General features: G+C 61.3%; 25 protein-coding genes. 19 read left to right on the top strand and 6 right to left on the bottom strand.

The window, feature by feature from the left end; genetic code table 11:
- Window positions 1–11: 11 nt before the first annotated feature.
- The 4 genes from JFU48_RS09125 to pilG form a co-directional block, all read right to left on the bottom strand.
- On the bottom strand, window positions 12–2,066 hold the full coding sequence (locus JFU48_RS09125) for a methyl-accepting chemotaxis protein (protein ID WP_201136354.1): 2,055 nt from the start codon (window positions 2,064–2,066) through the stop codon (window positions 12–14).
- A 200-nt stretch (window positions 2,067–2,266) separates the two neighbouring features.
- Window positions 2,267–2,806 (bottom strand): chemotaxis protein CheW, encoded by a 540-nt coding sequence (locus JFU48_RS09120; protein WP_103485180.1) that lies wholly within the window; start codon window positions 2,804–2,806, stop codon window positions 2,267–2,269.
- A gap of 10 nt (window positions 2,807–2,816) precedes the next feature.
- On the bottom strand, window positions 2,817–3,182 hold the full coding sequence (gene pilH / locus JFU48_RS09115) for a twitching motility response regulator PilH (protein ID WP_003229091.1): 366 nt from the start codon (window positions 3,180–3,182) through the stop codon (window positions 2,817–2,819).
- Between the two features lie 60 nt (window positions 3,183–3,242).
- Entirely contained in the window at window positions 3,243–3,647 is a 405-nt protein-coding gene (gene pilG, locus JFU48_RS09110; protein WP_003229093.1) for a twitching motility response regulator PilG, read from the bottom strand.
- A gap of 225 nt (window positions 3,648–3,872) precedes the next feature.
- On the opposite strand from pilG, the gene gshB reads away from it, so the two are divergent.
- From gshB to JFU48_RS09075, 7 genes are all read left to right on the top strand, one after another.
- Entirely contained in the window at window positions 3,873–4,844 is a 972-nt protein-coding gene (gshB, locus tag JFU48_RS09105; protein ID WP_201136353.1) for a glutathione synthase, read from the top strand.
- A gap of 107 nt (window positions 4,845–4,951) precedes the next feature.
- A complete protein-coding gene (locus tag JFU48_RS09100) occupies window positions 4,952–5,851 on the top strand; it encodes an energy transducer TonB (RefSeq protein WP_003229097.1) in 900 nt (299 codons plus the stop codon).
- A 235-nt stretch (window positions 5,852–6,086) separates the two neighbouring features.
- Window positions 6,087–6,659 carry a YqgE/AlgH family protein gene (locus JFU48_RS09095; protein WP_201136352.1) on the top strand — a complete coding sequence of 191 codons (573 nt, stop codon included), beginning with the start codon at window positions 6,087–6,089 and terminating at the stop codon, window positions 6,657–6,659.
- Window positions 6,659–7,096: a Holliday junction resolvase RuvX gene (gene ruvX / locus JFU48_RS09090; protein WP_201136349.1), complete on the top strand. Its 438-nt coding sequence runs from the start codon at window positions 6,659–6,661 to the stop codon at window positions 7,094–7,096. The genes JFU48_RS09095 and ruvX overlap by 1 nt, the downstream gene beginning before the upstream one ends.
- An 80-nt stretch (window positions 7,097–7,176) precedes the next feature.
- Entirely contained in the window at window positions 7,177–7,683 is a 507-nt protein-coding gene (gene pyrR / locus JFU48_RS09085) for a bifunctional pyr operon transcriptional regulator/uracil phosphoribosyltransferase PyrR (RefSeq protein ID WP_003229104.1), read from the top strand.
- 28 nt (window positions 7,684–7,711) lie between these two features.
- On the top strand, window positions 7,712–8,716 hold the full coding sequence (locus tag JFU48_RS09080) for an aspartate carbamoyltransferase catalytic subunit (protein ID WP_003229107.1): 1,005 nt from the start codon (window positions 7,712–7,714) through the stop codon (window positions 8,714–8,716).
- Window positions 8,713–9,984: a dihydroorotase gene (locus JFU48_RS09075; protein WP_201136347.1), complete on the top strand. Its 1,272-nt coding sequence runs from the start codon at window positions 8,713–8,715 to the stop codon at window positions 9,982–9,984. The genes JFU48_RS09080 and JFU48_RS09075 overlap by 4 nt, the downstream gene beginning before the upstream one ends.
- Window positions 9,985–10,136: 152 nt before the next feature.
- Here the strand turns inward: JFU48_RS09075 and JFU48_RS09070 are convergent, their stop codons facing one another.
- Window positions 10,137–10,568 carry an NINE protein gene (locus JFU48_RS09070; protein WP_041063521.1) on the bottom strand — a complete coding sequence of 144 codons (432 nt, stop codon included), beginning with the start codon at window positions 10,566–10,568 and terminating at the stop codon, window positions 10,137–10,139.
- 248 nt (window positions 10,569–10,816) lie between these two features.
- Here JFU48_RS09070 and JFU48_RS09065 point away from each other — a divergent pair, with 248 nt between their 5' ends.
- Window positions 10,817–11,443: a C40 family peptidase gene (locus JFU48_RS09065; protein ID WP_201136346.1), complete on the top strand. Its 627-nt coding sequence runs from the start codon at window positions 10,817–10,819 to the stop codon at window positions 11,441–11,443.
- 143 nt (window positions 11,444–11,586) lie between these two features.
- On the opposite strand, the gene JFU48_RS09060 is transcribed toward JFU48_RS09065, so the two are convergent.
- Window positions 11,587–12,621 carry a type IV pilus twitching motility protein PilT gene (locus JFU48_RS09060; protein WP_103485177.1) on the bottom strand — a complete coding sequence of 345 codons (1,035 nt, stop codon included), beginning with the start codon at window positions 12,619–12,621 and terminating at the stop codon, window positions 11,587–11,589.
- Window positions 12,622–12,677: 56 nt separating this feature from the next.
- On the opposite strand from JFU48_RS09060, the gene JFU48_RS09055 reads away from it, so the two are divergent.
- From JFU48_RS09055 to JFU48_RS09005, 11 genes are all read left to right on the top strand, one after another.
- A complete protein-coding gene (locus tag JFU48_RS09055) occupies window positions 12,678–13,364 on the top strand; it encodes a YggS family pyridoxal phosphate-dependent enzyme (RefSeq protein WP_003229116.1) in 687 nt (228 codons plus the stop codon).
- 28 nt (window positions 13,365–13,392) lie between these two features.
- Window positions 13,393–14,211: a pyrroline-5-carboxylate reductase gene (gene proC, locus JFU48_RS09050; RefSeq protein WP_201136345.1), complete on the top strand. Its 819-nt coding sequence runs from the start codon at window positions 13,393–13,395 to the stop codon at window positions 14,209–14,211.
- 10 nt (window positions 14,212–14,221) lie between these two features.
- Window positions 14,222–14,812 carry a YggT family protein gene (locus JFU48_RS09045; RefSeq protein WP_003229120.1) on the top strand — a complete coding sequence of 197 codons (591 nt, stop codon included), beginning with the start codon at window positions 14,222–14,224 and terminating at the stop codon, window positions 14,810–14,812.
- Window positions 14,809–15,102, top strand: coding sequence for a DUF167 family protein (locus JFU48_RS09040; RefSeq protein ID WP_201136344.1), 294 nt, complete (start codon window positions 14,809–14,811; stop codon window positions 15,100–15,102). The genes JFU48_RS09045 and JFU48_RS09040 overlap by 4 nt, the downstream gene beginning before the upstream one ends.
- Before the next feature lie 230 nt (window positions 15,103–15,332).
- A complete protein-coding gene (gene metX, locus JFU48_RS09035; RefSeq protein ID WP_003229124.1) occupies window positions 15,333–16,472 on the top strand; it encodes a homoserine O-succinyltransferase MetX in 1,140 nt (379 codons plus the stop codon).
- Between the two features lie 7 nt (window positions 16,473–16,479).
- A complete protein-coding gene (gene metW / locus JFU48_RS09030; protein ID WP_003229126.1) occupies window positions 16,480–17,100 on the top strand; it encodes a methionine biosynthesis protein MetW in 621 nt (206 codons plus the stop codon).
- A 26-nt stretch (window positions 17,101–17,126) separates the two neighbouring features.
- Window positions 17,127–17,561 (top strand): DUF4426 domain-containing protein, encoded by a 435-nt coding sequence (locus JFU48_RS09025; RefSeq protein WP_201136342.1) that lies wholly within the window; start codon window positions 17,127–17,129, stop codon window positions 17,559–17,561.
- Window positions 17,558–18,154, top strand: a complete 597-nt coding sequence (gene rdgB, locus JFU48_RS09020; protein WP_201136341.1) for an RdgB/HAM1 family non-canonical purine NTP pyrophosphatase — start codon at window positions 17,558–17,560, stop codon at window positions 18,152–18,154. Before JFU48_RS09025 ends, rdgB begins: the two co-directional genes overlap by 4 nt.
- The gene (gene hemW, locus JFU48_RS09015; protein ID WP_242486628.1) at window positions 18,151–19,356 is read left to right on the top strand and encodes a radical SAM family heme chaperone HemW; all 1,206 of its coding nucleotides are present in this window, start codon (window positions 18,151–18,153) and stop codon (window positions 19,354–19,356) included. Before rdgB ends, hemW begins: the two co-directional genes overlap by 4 nt.
- A 28-nt stretch (window positions 19,357–19,384) precedes the next feature.
- A complete protein-coding gene (locus tag JFU48_RS09010; RefSeq protein ID WP_003229134.1) occupies window positions 19,385–19,708 on the top strand; it encodes a DUF3392 domain-containing protein in 324 nt (107 codons plus the stop codon).
- A gap of 138 nt (window positions 19,709–19,846) precedes the next feature.
- The gene (locus JFU48_RS09005) at window positions 19,847–20,395 is read left to right on the top strand and encodes an RNA 2'-phosphotransferase (protein ID WP_201136336.1); all 549 of its coding nucleotides are present in this window, start codon (window positions 19,847–19,849) and stop codon (window positions 20,393–20,395) included.
- The last annotated feature ends 73 nt before the right edge of the window (window positions 20,396–20,468 follow it).

Raw genomic sequence — 20,468 nt, 5'->3', positions numbered from 1 at the left:
AACCACTCCACTCACGCCTTGTCCGTCGCGGACGCCGACGGCAAGGTGAAACCGGATACCGAACGGCGCAGCTGACTGGCCATCTTCGCCAGATTGCCGATGCTCTCGGCGGTGGCGGTCGAGCCGGATGACGTCTGCGTGGTGATCTGCTGGATCACGTTCATCGTCATGGAAATCTGCCCGGCCGAAGAGGTCTGCTGCTGCGCCGCATTGGAGATGCTTTGAATCAGCGCGGCAAGGGTCTTCGATACGCCTTCGATTTCTTCCAGCGCCACTCCGGCATCCTGCGCCAGTCGCGCGCCGCGCACCACTTCGGTGGTGGTCTGCTCCATGGAAATCACCGCTTCGTTGGTGTCAGCCTGAATCGCCCGCACCAGGGTCTCGATTTGCCGGGTGGCGGCGGACGAACGTTCGGCCAGTCGCTGCACTTCGTCGGCGACCACGGCAAAACCGCGTCCGGCATCTCCGGCCATCGAGGCCTGAATCGCCGCGTTGAGCGCGAGGATGTTGGTCTGGTCGGCAATGTCGTCGATCAGGCTGACGATGTCGCCGATTTCCTGCGACGACTCGCCCAGGCGCTTGATGCGCTTGGCGGTGTCCTGGATCTGCTCGCGGATGTTGTCCATGCCGTGGATGGTGTTGTGCACCACCTCGTTGCCCTTGTTGGCGATTTCCACCGAGCGCTCGGCCACCGCCGACGACTCGGCGGCGTTGGCCGAGACCTGATCGATGGACTGGGCCATGTCGCTGATCGCGGTCGAGGCTTCGGAAATCTGCTGCGCCTGATGTTCCGAGGCCTGGGCCAAGTGCATCGCGGTGGCCTGGGTTTCCTGCACAGCGGCGGCGACCTGGCCGGCGGTGAGGTTGATGGTCGCGACCAGATCGCGCAGTTGATCGACCGAGTAGTTGATCGAATCGGCGATGGTCCCGGTGAAGTCTTCGGTCACCGAGGCGGTCACGGTCAGGTCGCCGTCGGCGAGGTCTTCGATCTCATCGAGCAGGCGCATAATCGCGTTCTGATTGCGTTCGTTCTTCTCGGCGGTCTCACGCAACTGGCGATTGGTTTCACGAACCATGACCATGCCGATCAAGATGATCGAGGCCAGCGCCAGCAAGCCCAGCACGTAGCCGCCGATGGTGTCGGTGCTGCGCCCACCGGCAAGGTTTTCGAAACCGCTGGCGAGGTGCGAGGCTTCGTCGAGCAGGGTCTGCGACAGGCTGAAAATGTTGCTCGCCGACTCCCGGACCTTGAACAGTTCCGGTGAGGTTTCAAGGATTTCGTCCACGGAGCCGGAGACGAACTGGAACAGCTCGGAAATTTCACTCAGCCGCGCACGGGCGTCGCGGTCTTCAACCTGGCTGATCTTCAGGGTCGGGTTGCCCTGCAACATGCCGTTGAGCACCTGGCCGAAACGGGTGGCATCGCGGCCAAAAGCGTCGGCAGCCTGCTGCGAGTTTTCGTCACCGGCCAGCACGGTGTTGACCGCGCCGAGAATGCGTTCAGCGAGCAGCGATTGGCGCTGGGCCATCGCCACTTGCGCTGCCGGGGCGCCGCGTTGCAGAAGGATCTCGACGACTTTTTCGTATTCGATCTGCAACTGCGGCACGGTTTCGGCCAGCGTCGCGGCGACTTGATGCAGCGAGAGCACGGTCTGTTCGCTGGAGAGAATCGCATCGGTATTTTTCAGCAGGCGTTCCCAGTCCAGCTGCACCGCGCGCATTTCCGGGCGCACGCTGGCCGGCGCGGGTGGCAGGCCGGTGGCCGGATCGCCCTTCTTCAGGTAACCCCAGCGCTGGGCGAAATCGTTACGCGCATCGCTCAGCAACTTGAACGCGGCGGCCTTGCCGGCGGCGGCTTCGGTGGCGTTCTTGGCAATCCGCTGCGACAGCACGCGCAGCTCACCGGCGTGGCCGATGTACTGCTTGTCGTAGTTGGCCTGGGTGTTGAGGTAGGCGAAGTTGGCGAACAGCAGCATGATGAACACGATCAGTGCGATGAACAGCACAATGATCTGCGAACGACTGCGCGACCCTTCCGCCGATTTGCCTGTTTTTGCTTTTGTCATCGGTCCTCGCCTATGAAACCTGCCACGGTCCACTGTGGGATTTGTGGTGAGGGGATTTATCCCCGATGGGTCGCGCAGCGGCCCCAAAACTGAGTTGTATCTGGCACATCGCGAATGCAGGTTTTGGGTTGGCTTCGCCAACCATCGGGGATAAATCCCCTCGCCACAGACCCCCACCCCATAGATTTATGGTGCTTCGGTTATATCGCGACGCTCATGAACACCGGCGATTTGGCCAGTGCAAACAGGCTGAACACCCGCCAGTTCTGCTCGCGCCGGAAATAGCCTTTGACGAACTCCGCCTTGGAGCCCTGGCGCTTGCTGATCGAGATCGGCTCGAAGCTGTCCTGCTCGAAGTGCTGCAAACCGAACACCTCATCCACCAGCAACCCGGCAAACACGTCGTTGTGCTCCACCACCAATACCCGCCGCTGTTTGCGCAGCGGCGACAGCTCATGGCCGAAGAATCCGCACAGGTCCATGATCGGCAGCAAGCGCCCACGCAGGTTAGCCACCCCTTTGACCCACGGCTTGACCCCGGGCAACTGAGTGCAGCGCGGTTCGTGCAGCACTTCGCTGACTTCGCCCATTGGCGTCACGTACCAGTGCTCGCCGAGGCGAAAGCCGATACCGCTCCAGCGATCCTGACGGCCGGCTTGCGACGGCAGGTCCGCCGCCAGCAGGCGGCAGCGCTGGTCGATCTGCCACAGCAGCTCGAACGCGGTCAGCGACTGGTTCATGGCGGCGCGATCAACCGGCCAGCACGTTGTTCAAGGTCTTGATCAGGGTGTCTTCTTCGACCGGTTTGGTCAGGTAATCCTTCGCGCCCTGGCGAGTACCCCAGACCTTGTCGGTTTCCTGATCCTTGGTGGTGATGATGATCACCGGAATATGGCTGGTCTCGGCATCCTTGGTCAGTTGCCGGGTGGCCTGGAAGCCATTGAGGCCGGGCATGACGATGTCCATCAAGACCGCGTCGGGCTTTTCCTGACGGGCCAGGGCCACGCCGTCGGCGCCATTTTCGGCCTTGAGCACTTCATGGCCGTGCTTTTCGAGCATGCCGGTGAGTTTGTACATTTCAGTCGGCGAATCATCGACGATCAGGATACGTGCCATGGTCTTCCCCATTTTTCTTGTCGACATCCGGCCCGCTGGCCGAGCGTCACTGTACGTGTCTTACTGCGGCAAAACGGCGGCAAAGCCCGGAACGTGGGCCTGAATCGCGTCGAGCAGTTCTTCCTTGCTGAAAGGCTTGGTCAAAAATTGATCAGAACCGACAATCCGCCCCTTGGCCTTGTCGAACAGCCCGTCACGCGACGACAGCATGATCACCGGCGTGGCCTTGAACGCACTGTTGTTCTTGATTAAAGCGCAGGTCTGATAACCATCCAGACGCGGCATCATGATGTCGACAAAAATGATCCCGGGGTGGTGGTCGGCGATCTTCGCCAAAGCGTCAAAACCATCAATCGCCGTGATGACTTCGCAGCCCACATTTTTCAACAGTGTTTCGGCGGTGCGACGAATCGTTTTCGAGTCATCGATCACCATGACCTTCAAGGCGCTGGACTGCTGTTCCATAAGGGGGCTCTACCGTCGCCTTTGCGAATCAAATTGTCCGTTTTGCAATGAGTAATGGCTGGAAACCCTTGATGCTCAAGGGCCAGCACGATATGCCAGCCTTTTTAGCACAGTCTCCAGATGCAATCTATCGACGGGTTTTTCCTTGACCGAAAACCCGCCCGGCGCCACTCTGGCGGCACTTTTTCAATACCGATCCGGTAGCCAATTTTCGAGGAAAACCCAATGAGCGTTCGCGTCGGGATTGTCATGGACCCTATCGCCAGCATCTCCTATAAAAAGGATAGCTCGCTGGCCATGCTGCTGGCCGCGCAGAAACGTGGCTGGGAACTGTTCTACATGGAGCAGCGCGACCTGTATCAGGCCGAAGGTCAGGCCCGGGCGCGCATGAAGCCGCTGAAAGTCTTCGCCAACCCGGAAAAATGGTTCGAACTCGACGCCGAGCAGGACAACCTGCTGAGCGATCTGAACGTGATCCTGATGCGCAAGGATCCGCCGTTCGACATGGAGTTCGTCTACTCCACCTACCTGCTGGAACAGGCGGAAACCGCCGGCGTGCTGGTGGTCAACAAGCCGCAGAGCCTGCGCGACTGCAACGAAAAACTGTTCGCCACGCTGTTCCCGCAGTGCACCCCGCCAACCGTGGTCAGCCGCCGCGCCGATGTGCTGCGCGAATTCGCCGCCAAGCACGGTGACGTGATCCTCAAGCCGCTGGACGGCATGGGTGGCACTTCGATTTTCCGCCACCGCGCCGGCGATCCGAACCTGTCGGTGATCCTCGAAACCCTGACCGCCCTCGGCAATCAGCAGATCATGGGCCAGGCCTACCTGCCGGCAATCAAGGACGGCGACAAACGCATCCTGATGATCGACGGCGAGCCAGTGGATTACTGCCTGGCGCGGATTCCGGCCCAAGGCGAAACCCGTGGCAACCTCGCGGCCGGTGGTCGTGGCGAAGCGCGGCCGCTGACCGACAAGGATCGCTGGATCGCCGCTCAGGTCGGCCCGACTCTGCGCGAGAAAGGCCTGCTGTTCGTCGGTCTGGACGTGATCGGTGAAAACCTCACCGAAATCAACGTCACCAGCCCGACCTGCATCCGCGAAATCGACAACGCTTTCGGTACCGACATCGGCGGCCTGCTGATGGACGCGATCGACAAGAAGCTGCAAGCCGCCGGCAAAAAGCCGCAAGCTTGACGTGTGTCACATGCAGCTTGTCGCTTGAAGCGTGAAGCCCAAGGCGTGAAACCAACATTGCGTTATCATGCGCAGCCTCTGAAAAACGCGATGTTGGTTTTCTTGTCATGACCCTCCCGTCCGATCTGCCCGCAGAACTCGCCCATCGTGGCGTGCGCCCGGCCGATCGCCTCGGATTTACCCTGTTTCTCGCGGCGCTGATTCATTTGGCGCTGCTGCTCGGTGTCGGCTTTACCATGGTCGAGCCCAAGCAGATCAGTAAAACCCTGGAAATCACCCTTGCCACCTTCAAGAGCGAAACCAAGCCGAAAAAGGCTGATTTCCTCGCTCAGGAAAACCAGGAAGGCAGCGGCACCCTGGACAAGAAGGCGATCCCCAAGACCACCGAGGTCGCGCCGTTCCAGGACAATCAGGTCAAGAAAGTCACCCCGCCCCCGGCCGCCAAACCGGAAGTGCGCGAAGCCGCGCCCAAGGCTGCGGTGACCACGGTGGCGCCGAAACAGCAAAAGGCGCCGACCAAAAAAGAAGAAACCAGGACCGAGACCAAACCTGCGGTCAACGCGCCGACGTTCGACAGCTCGCAGCTGTCCAGCGACATCGCCAGCCTCGAAGCGGAACTGGCCAACGAACAGCAACTGTACGCCAAGCGCCCGCGCATTCACCGTTTGAGCGCCGCCTCGACCATGCGCGACAAGGGTGCCTGGTACAAGGACGACTGGCGCAAGAAGGTCGAGCGCATCGGCAACCTCAATTACCCGGAAGAAGCGCGGCGCAAGCAGATCTACGGCAACCTGCGGCTGATGGTCTCGATCAACCGCGACGGCTCGCTGTATGAAGTGCTGGTGCTCGAATCCTCCGGCCAGCCGCTGCTGGATCAGGCCGCGCAGCGCATCGTCCGACTGGCGGCACCGTTTGCGCCGTTTACCGGCGATCTGTCGGATATCGACCGACTGGAAATCATCCGCACCTGGAAATTCGCCCGGGGCGACAAGCTTTCCAGCAACTGACCGCCGGCATACAGGTTTTTTGTGGTGAGGGGATTTATCCCCGATCGGCTGCGAAGCAGTCGCAAAACCAGCATGCGCGGTATGTCAGGCATATCACGTCAATGGATTCAGGGCCGCTTCGCGCCCCATCGGGGATAAATCCCCTCACCACAAAGGTTCAGCTTCAACAATGGATCTGCGTTGTTCTCTGATCCCCAGCTTGTCAGTTCGCCCCTTGAACGCCACACTATCGCTCATGAAAAACGTCAGCCCCAGCTACCTCAAGCATCACTTCCTGATCGCCATGCCACACATGGCCGACCCGAACTTTGCCCACACCTTGACCTACATCGTCGAGCACACGGCCAATGGCGCCATGGGGCTGGTGGTCAATCGACCGCAAGAGCTGAATCTGGCTGACATCCTCGAGCAATTGCGCCCGGACATCGACCCGCCAGCGCTGTGCCAGCATGTGCCGATCTTCATTGGTGGCCCGGTGCAGACCGATCGCGGTTTTGTCCTGCACCCGGCGGGCAAGTCCTTTCAGGCCACCGTCGAGCTGGACGGTGATCTGGCGCTGTCTACCTCCCAGGACGTGCTGTTCGCCATCGCCGACGGCGTGGGCCCGGCGAAAAGCCTGATTGCCCTCGGCTATGCCGGTTGGGAAGCCGGGCAACTGGAGGCCGAACTGGCCGACAACGCCTGGCTGACCTGCCCGTACGACGCCGACATCCTGTTCAACACCAGCAGCGAACTGCGTCTTGAGGCGGCGGCCCGGCACCTGGGGATCAACCTCAGCCTGCTGACCAGTCAGGCGGGGCACGCCTGATGGCCCTGCGCCTGATTCTCGGCTTCGACTACGGCACCAAACAGATCGGCGTTGCGGTCGGCCAGGTGATTACCGGCCAGGCCCGCGAGCTGTGCACCTTGAAAGCGCAGAACGGCGTGCCCGACTGGAATCAGGTCGAAGCGCTGTTCAAGGAATGGAAACCCGACGCCGTGGTGGTCGGCCTGCCGCTGAACATGGACGGCACGCCCAGCGAGATGTGCCTGCGCGCGGAGAAATTCGCTCGCCGTCTCAATGGCCGCTTCAATGTGCCCTTCTATACCCACGACGAACGCCTGACCACCTTTGAAGCCAAGGGTGTGCGACTGGTGCGTGGCGGGCAGAAAGGCAGTTACCGCGACAACCCGGTGGACGCCATCGCCGCCGCCCTGCTGCTGCAAGGCTGGCTCGACGAAAACACTGCATTGTTTGAATCCTGACAAGCGCTTCGGCGCTTTTCTTTTGAGTGATAACCCGAATCTCGTCCAAGGACGCGGCTCGGCCCCAAGAAGGAGCAACCATGAGCCTGCCCAATCCCGCCGATCTGATCAGTCAGATGGCGATCCGCCTCAAGGCGCACCTGGCACAGCGTGATATCCGCGAACCGCGTTACATCGGCATCCGCACCGGTGGCATCTGGGTCGCGCAGGCCCTGCTCAAGGAATTGGCCAGCGACGCGCCACTGGGCACGCTGGATGTTTCCTTCTACCGCGACGACTTCAGCCAGAACGGCCTGCACCCGCAAGTGCGCCCGTCGGCCCTGCCCTTCGAGATCGAAGGCCAGCATCTGGTGCTGATCGATGACGTACTGATGAGCGGCCGGACCATCCGCGCCGCCATGAACGAATTGTTCGACTACGGCCGCCCGGCCAGCGTGACCCTGGTCTGCCTGCTCGACCTGGACGCTGGCGAACTGCCGATCCGCCCGAACGTGGTCGGCGCGACCCTGTCGCTGGCCGCCAACGAGCGCGTCAAGCTGTCCGGCCCGGAGCCGCTGACGCTCGAACTGCAAGACCTGAATCCTTAACCCGCCCTTATTGAGAGTCCCCCTCGCGATGACGCCTCTAGATACCAAGCGCCCGCTGCAGCTCAATGATCAGGGCCAGCTGCGCCACTTCCTCTCGCTCGACGGCCTGCGCCGCGAGTTGCTGACGGAAATCCTCGACACTGCCGACTCGTTCCTCGAAGTCGGTGCACGGGCGGTGAAGAAGGTCCCGTTGCTGCGCGGCAAGACCGTGTGCAACGTGTTCTTCGAAAACTCCACCCGCACCCGCACCACCTTCGAACTGGCGGCCCAGCGGCTGTCGGCGGACGTGATCACCCTGAACGTGTCGACCTCGTCGGCCAGCAAAGGTGAAACCCTGCTCGACACCCTGCGCAACCTCGAAGCGATGGCCGCCGACATGTTCGTGGTACGCCATGGTGACTCCGGCGCCGCACACTTCATCGCCGAACACGTCTGCCCGCAAGTAGCGATCATCAACGGCGGCGACGGCCGTCACGCGCACCCGACCCAGGGCATGCTCGACATGCTCACCATCCGTCGGCACAAGGGCGGTTTCGAAAACCTCTCGGTGGCGATTGTCGGCGACATCCTGCACTCGCGAGTGGCGCGTTCGAACATGCTCGCGCTGAAGACCCTCGGCTGCCCGGACATCCGCGTGATCGCGCCGAAGACCCTGCTGCCGATCGGTATCGAGCAGTACGGCGTCAAGGTCTACACCGACATGAACGAAGGCCTGAAGGACGTCGATGTGGTGATCATGCTGCGCCTGCAGCGTGAGCGCATGACTGGCGGCCTGCTGCCGAGCGAAGGCGAGTTCTACCGCCTGTTCGGCCTGACCACCGCGCGTCTGGCCGGGGCCAAACCCGATTGCATCGTCATGCACCCGGGGCCGATCAACCGTGGGGTAGAGATCGAGTCCGCAGTGGCCGACGGCCCGCACTCGGTGATCCTCAATCAAGTCACCTACGGCATCGCCATCCGCATGGCCGTGCTGTCGATGGCCATGAGCGGGCAAACAGCGCAACGTCAATTCGAGCAGGAGAACGCCCAGTGAAGCTCAGCATTCTCGGCGCCCGCGTCATCGATCCAAGCAGCGGCCTGGATCAAATCACCGACATCCACGTTGAAGCCTGCAAGATCGTCGCCCTCGGCGCCGCACCGGCCGGTTTCACCGCAGTAGAAACCATCGACGCCAGCGGGCTGGTCGCCGCACCGGGCCTGGTCGACCTGAACGTGGCCCTGCGCGAACCGGGTTACAGCCGCAAAGGCAGCATCGCCAGCGAAACCCGCGCGGCTGCGGCCGGCGGCGTGACCAGCCTGTGCTGCCCACCGAAGACCAAACCGGTGCTCGACACTTCGGCCGTGGCCGAACTGATCCTCGACCGCGCCCGCGAGGCCGGCAACACCAAGGTGTTCCCGATTGGCGCGCTGAGCAAAGGTCTGGACGGCGAGCAACTGGCCGAACTGGTGGCGCTGCGCGACGCCGGTTGTGTGGCGTTCGGCAACGGTCTGGAGAGCTTCCGCAACACCCGCACCCTGTGCCGGGCGCTGGACTACGCAGCCACCTTCGACCTGACGGTGATTTTCAATTCGCAGGATCACGATCTGGCGGATGGCGGTCTGGCCCATGAAGGTGCGGTCGCCAGTTTCCTCGGTCTGCCGGGGATTCCGGAAACCGCGGAAACCGTGGCCCTCGCTCGCGATCTCCTGCTGGTCGAGCAGACCGGCGTGCGCGCGCACTTCAGCCAACTGACCAGCGCGCGCGGTGTGGCCCTGATCGCCCAGGCGCAGGCCCGTGGCTTGAAGGTCACGGCGGATGTCGCCCTGTATCAGCTGATCCTCACCGATGAAGCGCTGATCGACTTCAGCAGCCTGTATCACGTGCAACCGCCGCTGCGCACCCGCGCCGACCGCGACGGCCTGCGCGAAGCGGTGAAATCCGGGGTGATTTCGGCGATTTCCAGCCATCACCAACCGCATGAGCGCGACGCCAAACTGGCACCGTTCGGCGCGACCGAGCCGGGCATCAGCAGTGTTGAATTGCTGTTGCCGCTGGCGATGACGCTGGTTGAGGATGGCTTGCTGGATCTGCCGACCCTTCTGGCGCGCCTGAGTGCCGGGCCTGCGGATGCGCTGCGTCTGCCGGCGGGCAAACTGGCGGTGGGCGGCGCGGCGGATATCGTGCTGTTCGACCCGAAGGCGTCCACCGTGGCTGGCGAAGGCTGGCTGTCGAAGGGCGAGAATTGCCCGTTCCTTGGGCATAGTTTGCCGGGTGTGGTGCTCTATACGCTGGTGGACGGGCGAATCAGCCACCAGGCGTAACCGGCTGCTGAGGGACATTGTGGCGAGGGGATTTATCCCCGATGGGCTGCGCAGCAGCCCTCAATCTACAACCGCGGTGATTCAGTTCCTCCGCGGTTGAATGTTTTAGGGCCGCTACGCGCCCCATCGGGGATAAATCCCCTCGCCACAGGTTACTGGAAGGCGCCGCGGTTCTGCGCGTTACGCACCGACACCTGATCATTCAGGGTCCAGAAGTCATACAACACGCCGACAAAGAACAACCCGCCGGTCAGCAGATACAGCAACCCGCTGATCCACTTGCCCTGGTACATCCGGTGCACGCCGAATACGCCCAGGAAGGTCAGCAGAATCCACGCCACGTTGTATTCGATCGGTCCTGCGGTGAAACGCAGATCCGCCTCGCGATCCATCGCCGGGATCAGAAACACGTCGATCAGCCAGCCAATACCCAGCAGACCGAAGGTGAAGAACCAGATCGTCCCGGTCACCGGCTTGCCGTAATAGAAGCGGTGCGCGCCGGTGAAACCAAAAATCCACAGCAGATACCCGATGATTTTGCTGTGCGTATCCTGCGGTGCAGCAACCTGCTGATAGCGGTTCATGAAGACCTCGATTCACCCAATAGATAAATTTTCTTTAATTCTTTGTGACTTTTTTACATGTGGCCGACGTACGGCAAATGTTACCGTGTCGTCCGTCAAAGCCTTATAGCACCGGACTTCTGTCCGACAATTGCGTCCATTTGCCGCTTGTTTGGTTCCGTTGCCCTCAGATGGAATCGACCAACGGCCTCGGAAGGGACGAAAAAGCTGTTATAAAGTTGCGCGCTACCACATAAGAGCCACGCCTAATGCGACCATTTTTCAAGACATGGCTAACTATTTGCCTATTAATGCCACTGGCCGCCCACGCCACCAATCGTGAGCAACGTCTTCCCAACGTTAACGGTTTCACCCCTAAATCCCATGCTTCGGCTCCTTCGAGCAAGAGCAGCAAACAAACGAAACACACCACCCTCGCCAGCAAGCATCACGGCAAGCTGGTGCCACCGATGGCCAACAAGGAAAGCAGCAACGTCCTGAGCCGTGCGGTGAACGTCCTTGGTACTCCTTATCGTTGGGGCGGCAGCAGCCCAAGTAAAGGGTTCGATTGCAGTGGTCTGGTGAAATATGCGTTCAACGACGCCACGTTCAACCTGCCACGTACGTCCAACGCGATGGCCAGCGGTCATGGCGAGAAAGTCGAACGCAAGGATCTGAAACCGGGCGACCTGATTTTCTTCAACATCAAGAGCCGTCGGGTCAACCACGTTGCCATCTACCTGGGCAACGACCGCTTCATCCACGCCCCACGCCGTGGCAAAGCGGTGAGCATCGATACGCTGAACAAGCCGTACTGGGAACAGCATTACGTGGTTGCCAAGCGTGTGTTGCCGAAAGAACCGGCCGGCAAGCAGATGCGCGTGGTTCAGCGCTGAGCTGACTGATCCAGAATCTGTTCAAGCAGTACTGACCCCTTCGCGAGCAAGCCCGCTCCCACATTTGATTTGTGAACGACACAGATCCAATGTGGGAGCGGGCTTGCTCGCGAAGAGGCCAGTGAAAGCAACACAAGCCTCTCTCAGAAATTATCCGGCGTACGCGCCTTCTCCCGCGCATGCTCGCGGCTGATCAGGCCCTTGGTCACCAGCTCCTTCAGGCACATGTCGAGTGTCTGCATCCCCAACGACCCGCCGGTCTGAATCGCCGAATACATCTGCGCCACCTTGTCCTCGCGTATCAGGTTACGGATTGCCGACGTTCCCAGCATGATCTCGTGCGCTGCCACCCGTCCGCCGCCGATCTTCTTGATCAGGGTCTGCGACACCACCGCCAGCAATGACTCGGACAGCATCGAACGCACCATGGACTTCTCGTCGCCCGGGAACACATCGACAATACGGTCGATGGTCTTGGCGGCTGACGTCGTGTGCAGCGTGCCGAACACCAGATGCCCGGTCTCGGCAGCGGTCAGGGCCAGGCGAATGGTTTCCAGGTCGCGCATCTCGCCCACCAGAATCACATCCGGGTCTTCGCGCAGCGCCGAGCGCAACGCCGTGGCGAAGCTGCGGGTATCGCGATGGACTTCGCGCTGATTGATCAGGCATTTACGCGATTCGTGGACGAACTCGATCGGGTCTTCGATGGTGAGGATGTGGTGGTGACGATGGGTGTTGAGGTAGTCGATCATCGCCGCCAACGTGGTGGATTTGCCGGACCCAGTCGGCCCGGTCACCAGCACCAGCCCGCGCGGCGCATCGGTGATCTTGCGAAAGACATCGCCCATGCCGAGGTCTTCCATGCTCAGCACTTTCGAGGGAATGGTGCGAAACACCGCGCCAGCGCCACGGTTCTGATTGAACGCATTGACCCGAAAGCGCGCGACGCCGGGGACTTCGAACGAGAAATCCGTTTCCAGGTGTTTCTCGAAGTCGACCCGCTGGGTGTCATTCATGATGTCGTAGATCAATTCGTGCACTTGTTTGTGATCCAGCGCCGGCAGATTGATCCGCCGCACATCGCCATCGACGCGGATCATCGGCGGCAGACCGGCCGACAGGTGCAGGTCGGAAGCGCCCTGTTTGGCGCTGAACGCCAGCAGTTCAGTGATATCCATAGCGTCCCTCAATTCCAGTAGAATGCCGCGAACCTTCAGACCGCCGGCGCCTCTTGATGTCCACGATAGCAGACAACATTCTTCAGGTTAGTTCGCGTATCCAGGCAGCGGCCAAAGCTGCAAACCGCGATGAACACAGCATCCAGTTGCTGGCCGTGAGCAAGACCAAGCCGGCGCAGGACCTGCGTGAAGCCTACGCCGCCGGCCTGCGTGACTTTGGCGAGAACTATCTGCAGGAAGCCCTGGGCAAACAGCTCGAACTGGCCGACCTGCCCTTGATCTGGCACTTCATCGGCCCCATTCAATCGAACAAGACTCGCGCCATCGCCGAGCATTTCGACTGGGTGCACTCCGTGGATCGCCTGAAAATCGCCCAACGCCTGTCCGAACAGCGCCCGGCCGAGCTGCCGCCGCTGAACATCTGCATTCAGGTCAACGTCAGTGGTGAAGCCAGCAAGTCCGGCTGCACCCCGGCCGACCTGCCGGCGCTGGCCGAGGCCATCAGCGCCCTGCCCCGGCTGAAACTGCGCGGGCTGATGGCGATTCCCGAGCCGACCGAAGATCGCGCCGAACAGGATGCCGCTTTTGCTGCCGTGCAACGTTTGCAGGCCAGCCTGAATCTGCCGCTCGACACACTTTCCATGGGCATGAGCCACGACCTCGAGTCGGCCATCGCCCAAGGCGCCACGTGGGTGCGGATCGGTACCGCGCTGTTTGGCGCCAGAGATTACGGTCAGCAATGACCGACAGCCATCTGAAAAAGGACCTGACATGAGCAACACACGCATTGCCTTTATCGGTGCCGGCAACATGGCCGCCAGCCTGATCGGCGGCCTGCGGGCCAAGGGTCTGCAAGCCAGCCACATCCGCGCCAGCGATCCGGGCGAAGAGACGCGCAAACGCGTCAGCGCCGAACACGGCATCGAAACCTTCGCCGACAACGCCCAGGCCATCGATGGCGTCGACGTGATCGTGCTGGCGGTCAAGCCACAGGCGATGAAAGCCGTGTGCGAAGCCATCCGCCCAAGCCTGAAACCGCAGCAACTGGTGGTGTCGATCGCCGCCGGCATCACTTGCGCGAGCATGACTGCATGGCTCGGCGAGCAACCCATCGTGCGCTGCATGCCGAACACCCCGGCGCTGCTACGTCAGGGCGTCAGCGGCTTGTACGCCACCAGCGAAGTGACCGCCGAACAGCGTCAACAGGCTGAAGAGCTGCTGTCCGCCGTGGGTATCGCGCTGTGGCTGGACGAAGAGCAGCAACTCGATGCGGTGACCGCCGTCTCCGGTTCCGGCCCGGCGTACTTCTTCCTGCTGATCGAAGCGATGACCGCCGCTGGCGTCAAACTCGGCCTGCCAAAGCAAATCGCCGAGCAACTGACCCTGCAAACGGCTCTGGGCGCCGCGCACATGGCGGTATCCAGCGATGTTGACGCTGCCGAACTGCGCCGCCGCGTGACCTCGCCAAATGGCACCACAGAGGCCGCGATCAAATCATTCCAGGCTAACGGCTTCGAAGCCCTGGTGGAAAAAGCACTCGGCGCCGCCGCGCACCGCTCGGCCGAAATGGCCGAACAACTGGGCAAATAAGGAGCCTTACATGATTGGATTGAACACTGCAGCGGTTTACGTGCTGCAAACCCTCGGCAGCCTGTACCTGTTGATCGTGCTGCTGCGCTTCGTCCTGCAACTGGTGCGCGCGAACTTCTACAACCCGCTGTGCCAATTCGTGGTCAAGGCTACCCAGCCGCTGCTCAAACCACTGCGCCGGATCATCCCGAGCATCTTCGGCCTCGACATGTCGTCGCTGGTGCTGGCGATTCTGGTGCAGCTGGCGCTGATGGCCCTGACCCTGCTGCTGACCTACGGCACCACCGGCAACCCGCTGCAACTGTTTATCTGGTCGATCATCGGCGTCACCGCGCTGTTCCTGAAGATTTTCTTCTTCGCCCTGATCATCAGCGTGATCCTGTCGTGGGTCGCCCCGGGCAGCCACAACCCGGGCGCTGAACTGGTGAACCAGATCTGCGAGCCGGCGCTGGCACCGTTCCGCCGCATCCTGCCGAACCTCGGCGGTCTCGACCTGTCGCCGATCTTCGCCTTTCTGGCGCTGAAGCTGATCGACATGCTGGTGATCAACAATCTGGCGGCAATGACCATGATGCCGGACATCCTGCGCCTGCTGATGTGAGCTGGTTTCGCTGGGACGGCGACGATCTGATCCTCGAATGTCACCTGCAACCGGCAGCCCGTAGCGATGATTTCGCCGGGCTGCACGGTGACCGCATGAAGATCCGCCTCACCGCGCCGCCGGTCGAGGGCAAGGCCAATGCGTATCTGATGGGCTTTCTGGCCAAGGCGTTTGGGGTGTCCAAGAGCCAGGTCAGCTTGCTCAGCGGCGAGTTGAACCGGCAGAAACGGGTGAAGATCTGTGCGCCGAAGAAGCTGCCGGAGTTGCCCGGACTGGTGCGTCCAGCCTGATCCACTGTGGTGAGGGGATTTATCCCCGATGGGTCGCGAAGCGGCCCCCTTGTTGCTGCCAACCTCATTCTCTCTGCACGGCCAAAGATTACAGGGCTGCTACGCAGCCATCGGGGATAAATCCCCTCACCACAGGGACTTCGCTCAATCAACGATCAGGCCCGATCGTTGCTTGCCGCTAACCCCCATGCTCTTTAGACTTACGCCTCATTTCAACGAGAGCAGGGTCGATGCCAGCTGCCTTTCCCCCCGATTCTGTTGGTCTGGTGACGCCGCAAACGGCGCACTTCAGTGAACCTCTGGCTCTGGCCTGTGGCCGTTCGCTGCCTGCCTACGACCTGATCTACGAAACCTACGGCACGCTGAACGCACAGGCGAGCAACGCCGTGCTGATCTGCCACGCCTTGTCTGGTCACCATCACGCTGCCGGCTATCACAGCCCCGACGACCGCAAGCCCGGTTGGTGGGACAGTTGCATCGGCCCCGGCAAACCGATCGACACCAACAAGTTCTTCGTGGTCAGCCTGAACAATCTGGGCGGCTGCAACGGCTCCACCGGCCCGAGCAGTATCAACCCGGAGACCGGCAAGCCGTTCGGCGCCGATTTCCCGGTGCTCACCGTCGAAGACTGGGTGCACAGTCAGGCGCGTCTGGCTGACCTGCTCGGCATTCGTCAGTTCGCCGCCGTCATCGGCGGCAGCCTCGGCGGCATGCAGGCGTTGCAATGGACCATCACTTACCCGGATCGCGTGCGCCACTGTCTGGCGATCGCCTCGGCCCCCAAGCTGTCGGCGCAGAACATCGCCTTCAACGAAGTGGCGCGCCAGGCGATCCTTACCGACCCGGAGTTCCACGGCGGTTCGTTCCAGGAAGCGGGCGTGATCCCCAAGCGCGGGCTGATGCTGGCGCGGATGGTCGGGCACATCACCTACCTGTCCGACGACTCGATGGGCGAGAAATTCGGCCGCGGCCTGAAGAGCGAAAAGCTCAACTACGACTTCCACAGCGTCGAGTTCCAGGTCGAAAGCTACCTGCGCTATCAGGGTGAAGAATTCTCCGGGCGTTTCGATGCCAACACTTACCTGTTGATGACCAAGGCACTGGACTACTTCGATCCGGCGGCGAACTTCGACGATAACCTGGCGAAAACTTTCGAAAACGCCACCGCCAAGTTCTGTGTGATGTCGTTTACCACCGACTGGCGCTTCTCCCCGGCCCGCTCGCGGGAGCTGGTGGACGCGCTGATGGCGGCACGCAAAGACGTCAGCTACCTGGAAATCGACGCGCCACAGGGCCACGACGCCTTCCTGATTCCGATCCCGCGCTATTTGCAGGCGTTCGGCAATTACATGAACCGAATTACGGTGTGAACAAGCCATGAGAGCTGATCTGGAAATCATCCAGGAATGGATCCCCGCCGGCAGCCGCGTGCTCGACCTCGGTTGCGGCGACGGCGAGTTGCTGACCTGGCTGCGCGACAACAAGAACGTCACCGGTTATGGCCTGGAAAACGACGCCGACAACATCGCCGAGTGCGTGGCCAAGGGCATCAACGTCATCGAGCAGGACCTGGACAAGGGGCTGGGCAACTTCGCCAGCAACAGTTTCGACATCGTCGTCATGACCCAGGCCCTGCAAGCCGTGCATTACCCGGACAAGATCCTCGACGAAATGCTGCGGGTCGGTCGTCAGTGCATCATCACCTTCCCCAACTTCGGCCACTGGCGCTGCCGCTGGTATCTGGCAAGCAAGGGCCGGATGCCGGTCTCCGAGTTTCTGCCGTACACCTGGTACAACACGCCGAACATTCACTTCTGCACCTTCGAAGATTTTGAAGAACTTTGTCGCGAACGTGATGCGAAGGTCATTGATCGGCTTGCCGTGGATCAACAGCACCGTCACGGGTGGGCCAGTAAGCTATGGCCTAATCTGTTAGGTGAGATCGGTATCTACCGCGTCAGCAGCCCGGTGCTTGCAGATCATCGGGTCGCGGTCTGAACCACGACATTTCGAGGAGAACGATCATGGGTCGTCTAGCCCTGTTGTTACTGACCGCCTGCCTGAGCGCCAGCGCCATGGCGGCGGACATCATCAAAAGCGAGCGCCAGGAAACCTTCGGCGACGTGACGGTGCACTACAACACCTTCAACTCCACCTACCTGCAGCCGGACATCGCCGAGGCAGCGAAGCTGATCCGCAGCAACAATCAGGGCGTGATCAATGTCTCGGTGATCAAGGACGGCAAACCGCTGAGCGCCAACGTCACCGGCACAGTCAAGGACCTGACCAGCCAGAGCGTGAGGCTGAATTTCCGTCAGGTGTCCGAACAGGGCGCGATCTACTACATCGCCCAGTACCCGGTGGAACAACAGGAAACCCGCACCTTTGAAATCAAGGTGCAGACGGGCGACAAGATCAACACCATCAATTTCAACCAAGAACTCTTTCCCGGCGAATGATGAACATCAAGCAGCTCGTACTGGCCAGCCATAACGCCGGCAAACTCAAGGAACTCCAGGCCATGCTCGGCGACTCGGTGCAACTGCGCTCGATCGGCGAATGGAGCAAGGTCGAGCCGGAAGAAACCGGCCTGTCGTTCGTCGAGAACGCGATCCTCAAGGCGCGCAATGCCGCACGCATCTCCGGCCTGCCGGCGCTGGCCGATGATTCCGGTCTGGCGGTGGATTTCCTCGGCGGTGCACCGGGCATCTACTCGGCGCGGTATGCCGACGGCAATGGCGATGCGGCGAACAACGCCAAACTGCTCGACGCCCTCAAAGATGTGCCGGAAGCCGAGCGCGGCGCGCAGTTCGTCTGCGTGCTGGCACTGGTGCGTCACGCCGATGATCCATTGCCGATTCTCTGCGAAGGTCTGTGGCACGGACGCATCCTGACCGCCGCCAGCGGCGAGCACGGTTTCGGCTATGACCCGCTGTTCTGGGTGCCGGAGCGTGACCTGTCCAGCGCCGAACTGAGCCCGGCCGACAAGAACCGGATCAGCCACCGCGCCCGTGCAATGGATCTGCTGCGCCAGCGTCTGGGCCTGAAATGACCGATACCCCCTCCGCGTCGTCGCTGATCATCGGCGGCGCCGCCTCTTCGCCGCGGGCGCCGCTGCCAACGCTGCCGCCCCTGGCGCTGTACATCCACATCCCGTGGTGTGTGCGCAAATGTCCGTATTGCGATTTCAACTCGCACACCGCCAGCCCAGTGCTGCCGGAACAGGAATACGTCGACGCGTTGCTGGCCGATCTCGATCAGGATCTGCACGCGGTGTACGGCCGTCAGATCAGTTCGATCTTCTTCGGTGGCGGTACGCCGAGTCTGTTCAGCGCCGAAGCGCTCGGGCGCTTGCTCAAAGGCGTCGAGCAGCGCATCCCGTTCGCCCACGATATCGAGATCACCCTGGAAGCCAATCCCGGCACCTTCGAGCAAGAGAAGTTCGTTGCGTACCGCAAGCTGGGGATCAATCGCCTGTCGATCGGCATCCAGAGCTTCCAGCAGCAGAAACTCGAAGCCCTCGGACGTATCCACAACGGTGACGAAGCGGTACGCGCGGCGGGTATGGCGCGCCAGGCCGGGTTCGATAACTTCAACCTCGACTTGATGCACGGCTTGCCGGATCAGTCGCTGGACGATGCCTTGAGCGACCTGCGCCAGGCCATCGAACTGAAACCGACGCACATCTCGTGGTATCAGCTGACACTGGAGCCGAACACGGTGTTCTGGAACCAGCCGCCGGTGCTGCCGGAAGACGACACGCTGTGGGACATTCAGGAAGCCGGGCAAGCGCTGCTGGCCGCGCACGGTTACGCGCAATACGAAGTCTCGGCCTACGCGCAGCCTGGGCGCCCGGCGCGGCATAACCTCAATTACTGGAGTTTCGGCGACTTCATCGGCATCGGTGCCGGCGCCCACGGCAAGCTCAGCCACCCGGACGGGCGCATCGTCCGCACCTGGAAGACACGCCTGCCGAAGGACTATCTCAACCCGGCCAAGAGCTTCCAGGCCGGCGAGAAAGCCCTGACCAACGACGAGATGCCGTTCGAGTTCCTGATGAACGCTTTGCGCCTGACGGCCGGGGTGGAATCGCACCTGTATCCCGAGCGCACCGGCCTGCCGCTGGAAAGTCTCGCCGAACACCGCCGCGAGGCCGAACAAAGCGGCCTGATGCAGGTCGAACCGTCACGTCTGGCGGCCACCGAGCGCGGACAACTGTTTCTCAACGACTTGCTGCAGAAATTTCTGAGCTGAGCCCCACGGCCGCCCTAAGGAAAACCGCATGGATTTGATACTCGATCTGCTCGCCACCGTGTCCCGCTGGAGCCGCAGCAACCTCTCGGAAATCGCCCTGGCGCTGGTGGGCTGCCTGCTGGTGCTGTTCGGCGCCGACTTCAAAGGCTGGGTCGAACAACGCCTTGGCAGCATCGCCGGCGCCCTGCGCGTACCGCTGATGGCCCTGCTGTGCGTGATCGGCAGCGGCGCCGCACTGATCTACGCCACACCGTGGGTGGTCAAGGGCCTGAGCCAGTTCAACAACTACAGCCTGGCGCCGGTGCTGCTGGTGGTCCTCGTCCTTATCGGCGTAGTCGCCGACCGCCGCTGAATCCAATACCCCCCCAAAACAACTGTGGGAGCGGGCTTGCTCGCGAAGGCGTCGGATCAGTCAACATCAACGTTGAATGATTCTCCGCTTTCGCGAGCAAGCCCGCTCCCACAGTTGATCGCAATGACAGGGACGTTCATGAGCAAAAAACTGTTGGACGAGACAAGCAAATTTCTCAGCTTCGTGTTGCGCCATGAACCTCAGGCGGTTGGTCTGACGCTGGATTCTGAAGGCTGGGCGAATATCGACGCACTGATCAGCGGCGCTGCGCGTGACGGGCGTAAACTGGATCGCGAACTGATTGAAGCAGTCGTTACAAGTAGCGACAAAAAGCGCTTCTCGATTTCCGAGGACGGCCAACTGATTCGTGCGGTTCAGGGCCATTCAACGAAAAGCGTGGATCTGCAGTTTGAGCAGAAACAGCCCCCGCAAATGCTGTATCACGGCACGGCGACGCGCTTTCTTGAGTCAATCAAAGAACAAGGCCTGATCCCGGGATCACGCCATCACGTGCACCTTTCCCAAGACATCGACACCGCTACGGCGGTCGGGCAGCGCTACGGTACCGTGGTGATTCTGAAAGTCGCCGCACGACAAATGGAAGAACAGGGCTTCAAGTTCTATCAGGCCGAAAACGGTGTCTGGCTTACAGAACAGGTGCCGGCTCGATTTCTTTCCACCCTGTAATTTCTGAGCACACAAAACAACTGTGGGAGCGGGCTTGCTCGCGAAGGCGTCGGATCAGTCAACATCAACGTTG

Source organism: Pseudomonas sp. TH49, assembly GCF_016650625.1.
Lineage (GTDB): Bacteria > Pseudomonadota > Gammaproteobacteria > Pseudomonadales > Pseudomonadaceae > Aquipseudomonas > Aquipseudomonas fluorescens_H.
The sequence above is the reverse complement of the archived record's forward strand: the minus strand, read 5'-3'. Positions and strand labels throughout refer to the sequence as shown.

Bases quoted from the DNA above. Each gene is read 5' to 3' on its own strand.
- JFU48_RS09125 (WP_201136354.1), bottom strand. From the start codon at position 2,066: ATGACAAAAGCAAAAACAGGCAAATCGGCGGAAGGGTCGCGCAGTCGT.
- JFU48_RS09120 (WP_103485180.1), bottom strand. From the start codon at position 2,806: ATGAACCAGTCGCTGACCGCGTTCGAGCTGCTGTGGCAGATCGACCAG.
- pilH (WP_003229091.1), bottom strand. From the start codon at position 3,182: ATGGCACGTATCCTGATCGTCGATGATTCGCCGACTGAAATGTACAAA.
- pilG (WP_003229093.1), bottom strand. From the start codon at position 3,647: ATGGAACAGCAGTCCAGCGCCTTGAAGGTCATGGTGATCGATGACTCG.
- gshB (WP_201136353.1), top strand. From the start codon at position 3,873: ATGAGCGTTCGCGTCGGGATTGTCATGGACCCTATCGCCAGCATCTCC.
- JFU48_RS09100 (WP_003229097.1), top strand. From the start codon at position 4,952: ATGACCCTCCCGTCCGATCTGCCCGCAGAACTCGCCCATCGTGGCGTG.
- JFU48_RS09095 (WP_201136352.1), top strand. From the start codon at position 6,087: ATGAAAAACGTCAGCCCCAGCTACCTCAAGCATCACTTCCTGATCGCC.
- ruvX (WP_201136349.1), top strand. From the start codon at position 6,659: ATGGCCCTGCGCCTGATTCTCGGCTTCGACTACGGCACCAAACAGATC.
- pyrR (WP_003229104.1), top strand. From the start codon at position 7,177: ATGAGCCTGCCCAATCCCGCCGATCTGATCAGTCAGATGGCGATCCGC.
- JFU48_RS09080 (WP_003229107.1), top strand. From the start codon at position 7,712: ATGACGCCTCTAGATACCAAGCGCCCGCTGCAGCTCAATGATCAGGGC.
- JFU48_RS09070 (WP_041063521.1), bottom strand. From the start codon at position 10,568: ATGAACCGCTATCAGCAGGTTGCTGCACCGCAGGATACGCACAGCAAA.
- JFU48_RS09065 (WP_201136346.1), top strand. From the start codon at position 10,817: ATGCGACCATTTTTCAAGACATGGCTAACTATTTGCCTATTAATGCCA.
- JFU48_RS09060 (WP_103485177.1), bottom strand. From the start codon at position 12,621: ATGGATATCACTGAACTGCTGGCGTTCAGCGCCAAACAGGGCGCTTCC.
- JFU48_RS09055 (WP_003229116.1), top strand. From the start codon at position 12,678: ATGTCCACGATAGCAGACAACATTCTTCAGGTTAGTTCGCGTATCCAG.
- proC (WP_201136345.1), top strand. From the start codon at position 13,393: ATGAGCAACACACGCATTGCCTTTATCGGTGCCGGCAACATGGCCGCC.
- JFU48_RS09045 (WP_003229120.1), top strand. From the start codon at position 14,222: ATGATTGGATTGAACACTGCAGCGGTTTACGTGCTGCAAACCCTCGGC.
- metX (WP_003229124.1), top strand. From the start codon at position 15,333: ATGCCAGCTGCCTTTCCCCCCGATTCTGTTGGTCTGGTGACGCCGCAA.
- metW (WP_003229126.1), top strand. From the start codon at position 16,480: ATGAGAGCTGATCTGGAAATCATCCAGGAATGGATCCCCGCCGGCAGC.
- JFU48_RS09025 (WP_201136342.1), top strand. From the start codon at position 17,127: ATGGGTCGTCTAGCCCTGTTGTTACTGACCGCCTGCCTGAGCGCCAGC.
- rdgB (WP_201136341.1), top strand. From the start codon at position 17,558: ATGATGAACATCAAGCAGCTCGTACTGGCCAGCCATAACGCCGGCAAA.
- hemW (WP_242486628.1), top strand. From the start codon at position 18,151: ATGACCGATACCCCCTCCGCGTCGTCGCTGATCATCGGCGGCGCCGCC.
- JFU48_RS09010 (WP_003229134.1), top strand. From the start codon at position 19,385: ATGGATTTGATACTCGATCTGCTCGCCACCGTGTCCCGCTGGAGCCGC.
- JFU48_RS09005 (WP_201136336.1), top strand. From the start codon at position 19,847: ATGAGCAAAAAACTGTTGGACGAGACAAGCAAATTTCTCAGCTTCGTG.